At 70.4% G+C, this 4,612-nt stretch carries 4 protein-coding genes and 1 pseudogene; 3 read left to right on the top strand and 2 right to left on the bottom strand.

Annotation, left to right across the window (positions count from 1 at the left end; genetic code table 11):
- The 3 genes from ABZ459_RS52630 to ABZ459_RS52620 all read left to right on the top strand — a co-directional run.
- Positions 1-432, top strand: a 432-nt coding sequence (locus tag ABZ459_RS52630; RefSeq protein ID WP_357989071.1) for a choice-of-anchor J domain-containing protein, incomplete at its 5' end; no start/stop codon positions are given.
- Positions 433-512: 80 nt separating this feature from the next.
- A complete protein-coding gene (locus ABZ459_RS52625; RefSeq protein WP_357989069.1) occupies positions 513-1,766 on the top strand; it encodes an MFS transporter in 1,254 nt (417 codons plus the stop codon).
- Positions 1,763-2,755 (top strand): hypothetical protein, encoded by a 993-nt coding sequence (locus ABZ459_RS52620; protein ID WP_357989067.1) that lies wholly within the window; start codon positions 1,763-1,765, stop codon positions 2,753-2,755. The genes ABZ459_RS52625 and ABZ459_RS52620 overlap by 4 nt, the downstream gene beginning before the upstream one ends.
- Before the next feature lie 52 nt (positions 2,756-2,807).
- Here the strand turns inward: ABZ459_RS52620 and ABZ459_RS52615 are convergent, their stop codons facing one another.
- Together ABZ459_RS52615 and ABZ459_RS52610 are read right to left on the bottom strand one after the other, a co-directional pair.
- Positions 2,808-3,791 (bottom strand): helix-turn-helix transcriptional regulator, encoded by a 984-nt coding sequence (locus tag ABZ459_RS52615; RefSeq protein ID WP_357989065.1) that lies wholly within the window; start codon positions 3,789-3,791, stop codon positions 2,808-2,810.
- A gap of 391 nt (positions 3,792-4,182) precedes the next feature.
- A pseudogene (locus tag ABZ459_RS52610) lies at positions 4,183-4,452 on the bottom strand (alanine--tRNA ligase-related protein); the annotation flags it as partial.
- Positions 4,453-4,612 lie beyond the last annotated feature (160 nt).

Genomic DNA, 4,612 nt, shown 5'->3' with positions numbered 1-4,612 from the left:
ACTCACAGCAACGGCGTCAAGCAGTTGGGGACGACGCCGTCGGGCAGCGACTGCCTGGTGACGGGGGCTACGGCGGGTTCGGCCTACGGTGACAACGATCTGGACGGCGGTCTGACCTCGGCTCGTTCACCGGAGATCGCGCTGCCGGCGGGAAAGAGCGCGACGTTGCGTCTGTCCTTCAACGTGGCCAACGGTGACAACTCCGGCACCGACGACTTCCTGCGGGTCCGGGTGGTCGACGGCACGACGCTGACCACGGTGTTCCAGCAGACCGGTAAGGCGGCCGAGGTGGACGCCGCCTGGCGCCAGGGCACCGCCGACCTGTCGGCGTTCGCGGGCAGATCCGTCCGGCTGCTGGTGGAGGCCACCGACGCCGGCACCCCCAGCCTCTTCGAGGCCCAGGTGGACGACCTCACCGTCACCACCGACTGACACCCCCGACGGCCGGTGGCCGGGCAGCCTCATGAGGGCCCCGGTCACCGGCGTTCCGCCGGTTCTGCGCGGGAGGAAACATGTACCTGTCCACCATCGGCCTGCGGACCGGACGTCTGACGGGCGGCGGGCGCCGCCTCGCCGTCAACGTGTTCGCCCTCGGCGCGGTCAGCCTGGTGACCGACATCTCCGCGGAGATGGTCACCGCCGTGCTGCCGCTGTACTTCATCCTCACCCTGCACCTGAGCCCGGCGGCGTACGGCCTGATGGACGGCCTCTACACCGGCGCCACCGCGCTGCTCCGGCTGGCCGGCGGCTACGCGGCCGACAGGACCAGCCGGCGCAAGGCGGTGGCCGGGCTCGGCTACGCTGCCTCCGCGTTTGCCAAGCTGGGCTTGCTGGTGGCGGGAAGCTCGATGCCGATGATCGGCGCAGCCATCGTCGCCGACCGGTGCGGCAAGGGCCTGCGCACCGCCCCCCGTGACGCGCTGATCACCCTGTCCACCCCGGAGCCCCAGCTGGGGCGGGCGTTCGGCGTGCATCGGGCGATGGACAGCATGGGCGCCTTCGCCGGGCCGCTGGCCGCGCTCGGGGTGCTGTCGCTGACCGGCACGGCGGCGGCCGGGTTCGACGCGCTCTTCATCACCAGCTTCTGTGTGGCGGGAATCGGGTTGCTGATCCTGGTCACCTTCGTACGGGACCACCGCGAACCCTCCCGCCTCCCCGCGCGCACCGTCTCGCCGCGTGCCGCCGCCGGCCTCCTGCGGATGCCCGCTGTGCGGCGGCTGCTGGGAGCGGCGTGCGTGCTCGGGCTGGCCACCATCGGCGACGGTTTCGTGTACCTGATGCTGATGCGCGGCCAGGGCTTCGGCACCGGCTGGTTCCCGCTGATCGCCGTCGGGACGAACCTCACCTACCTGCTGCTCGCCGCCCCACTGGGCGCTCTCGCCGACCGCCGTGGCCGCCTCCCCGTCGTCCTGGCCGGGTACGGCGCGCTGCTGGTGGTCTACCTGCTGCTGTTCGGTCCGCTGGCCGGGACCGCGGCCGTCGTCCTGACCGTCGGCCTGTACGGCGCCTTCTACGCCGCCACCGACGGCCTGCTCATCGCGCTGGCCGGAGCCGTACTGCCGCGGCGGATGCGCACCACCGGAATCGCGCTGGTGCAGACCGCGCAGGCGCTCGCCTACTTCGTATCGTCGGCGGCGTTCGGACTGGGCTGGTCGCTGTGGGGCCCGGAGGTGGCGACCAGGGTCGCGGCCGTCATGGTGGTCGCCGCAATCGTGGCGACCTTCGTCCTGCTCGGCAGGCACGTCTCCGCGGGGGCCACCGCATGAGGGCCCGGATCGCGCTCACGCTGGCCGGCGCGGTGGCGCTGGCCGGCGCCGCCGTTCTGACCGTCACCACCGCCGGCAGCCGGGAAGGCGAGGCCGCCGGTCGGTCCGGCGGGCCGGTGTCGCTCGCGCCCGCCGCCCGGCTGCTGGCGCTCAGCACCCGGCCGGGCGAGCGCGGGCGCCTGATCTCCGTGCCCGTGACGGACCCCGGCCGCTCGCCGACGGTGTCACCGCTGTCCTGCGCCCGCTTCTACGCCGCCGCCGGCACCGGCCTGTGCCTGCGGCTGGACGGCGACCTGACGACCTACCAGCTCGTCGTCCTGGACGCCGATCTCACCGAACGGCGGGCCATCCCGCTGGTCGGCGTGCCGAACCGGGCGCGCGTCTCGCTCAGCGGCCGCTGGGTCACCTGGACGGTGTTCGTCACCGGCGACTCCTACAACGGCGGCCGATTCTCCACCCGGGTGGGCATGCTCGACACCCGCACGCAGGAGCTCGTGCCGACCCTGGAGGACTGGACGGTCACCCTCGGCGGGAAACCGTACGAGGCCGCCGACCTGAACTTCTGGGGCGTCACGTTCACCCGCGACGACCGGCGCTTCTACGCCACCATGTCCACCGCGGGACACCGCTACCTGGTCGAGGGAGACCTCACGACCAGGAAGCTGCGGACCCTCATGGAGAACGTCGAATGCCCCTCGCTGTCACCCGACGGCACCAGGCTGGCCTTCAAGTCGGCGGTCGGCGGCGACCCCGGCCGAGGCTGGCGGCTGTCGATCCTGGACCTGGCGACCCTGCGCGAAACCCCGCTGGCCGAGACCCGCAGCGTGGACGACCAGGCAGCCTGGCTGGACGACCACACCGTGGCCTACGCCCTCTCGCGCGGCCGGGACCGGGCCGACGTGTGGCAGGTCCCGGCCGACGGCTCGGGCACCCCCCGCAAGCTGCTCGCCGACGCCGACTCACCCGCCGCGCTCGGCTGGACGTCCTGACCACAGAGGTCGGCTACCGCGAAGAAGCCATCCTTCGCGGGGGACCGAACGGCTAGATCCACCCCTTGCGTGAGGCGTACAGCGCGAGCTGGAAACGGGTGGTCGCGCCCGCGCTGTAGGTGAGCTGCTCCAAGTGCCTGGACAGCGTGCGGCGGCTGATGCCCAGCAACTCGGCGATGTTCTCGTCGGTGATGCCGGTCGCCAGCAGCTTCAGTATCTGCCGCTGGAGTTGCTTGAGCGCCGGCGGCTCCTGCTCTCCCAGATGCATCGGGAACGCCGACCGCCAGGATGTCTCGAACAGCCCGATGAGCGCCGACAGCAGGCTGGAAGGGCGTACGATGAGCATCGAGTCGTTGATCTCGGCCTCGACGAACGACATCGACACGAACGCCACCCGCCGGTCGAACACCGTCAGCTTCACCGGCACCGTCGGCAGTACCCTGGCCTGCTCGCCAGAGGCGATGCAGGGACTGATGTTGCAGGCGTAGTAGTCGGAGTTCTGCACCGCCGACCTGGAGTACACGACGCGGTACTCGACGTTCCTGTCCAGGTTGCGAATCTCCTCCTCGTTCGGCTCTCCGTGGGTGTGGTACGGCGGCGAGTCGAAGCGCAGCACCTGCGACTCCGCGGCCCCTTCGATGGCGTGGATCCGCTCGATGATCTGCGGCCCGGTGACCACCTCCACCAGGTCCTCAGTGGCCTGCGGATGGACGGTGCGGCGGTAGGTGAAGTAGGCGTTGGACGCGACGATCTGCGCCTCCTGCAGTTCCGCGGCCCGCTCATGGACCAGCCGCTGGAGCGCGATGGCAGGCTCGGTCGGGGTGAGCGTGGCCCCGACGACGCCGGAACCTGCGGCCAGGCCCAGCTTGACCAGTTGCTCGGCCGACTCCTGGGCGTCGGCGACGTCCCACAGCAGCTCGTCGGCGACCGCCTCCACGCTGATGGGACCCGTCTTCAGCAGTGTCGTGTAGGCCAGGGCCGCTCGCTCGCTGATCCCGAGATGAACAAGATGCTGAGGAAGTTCGTGGTGAATCATGTCGTCGTCGTTGGCCCTGTACTGGTTAACCCCGAGACGAAATACGGTGACTGCCGGGAGCATAAGCCATCCGGCGGCAGCAGGGAACAGGTCCGGGCCGGCCTGGCCGCCGACCTACGCCGTCCTTGGGAGGAGCCTGCATCCCCGCAGCGTCCATCGCCTGCTCGCGTTCGTCGAGGGTTTCGGCACCTGCGCGCCAAGACGCTCAATCCGGCCCAGGCACCGAAACCGTCCCGGCCAGGACCGGGACGGCCCCCGGGCGACGCAACAACCAACCCGCCCCACGCCACGACGTCTACACCGCCACCGGCCTGACCACCGCTAAAACCCACGCCCGCAAGCCAACGACGAAGAAATCAGCGAACCCACGCCCACGACTGGTGGGCCGCACCATGCGTTCCAGGCCCATGCCGGTGTCGATGTTGCGCGAGGGCAGCTCGCCCAGGATCGGGTGATCCTCCTTGCCGGATCCTGGGCCGCGCTCGTACTGCATGAAGACCAGGTTCCAGAACTCCAGGTACCGGTCCTCGTCGACCTCCGGCCCGCCTTCCCTGCCGTAGGCGGCGCCGCGGTCGTAGTACAGCTCGGAGCAGGGGCCGCACGGGCCGGGCACGCCCATCGACCAAGGGCCGTTTGACCTCTGCCGTTCGCATCGTTCATCTCCAGTCCGCAGGACGGCCGCCATCATTATTGCCTACTATTCGTAGTTGCAAATTACTTGTGATAAAGGGGTGGCATGGCGATCGTCCTGGGCATCGAGACCTCCTGCGACGAGACCGGCGTCGGCATCGTCGCCGACGGCCGGCTCCTGGGCGCCGCCC

This window comes from Nonomuraea sp. NPDC005692 (genome assembly GCF_040631115.1).
Classification (GTDB): Bacteria; Actinomycetota; Actinomycetes; order Streptosporangiales; family Streptosporangiaceae; genus Nonomuraea.
The sequence above is the reverse complement of the archived record's forward strand: the minus strand, read 5'-3'. Positions and strand labels throughout refer to the sequence as shown.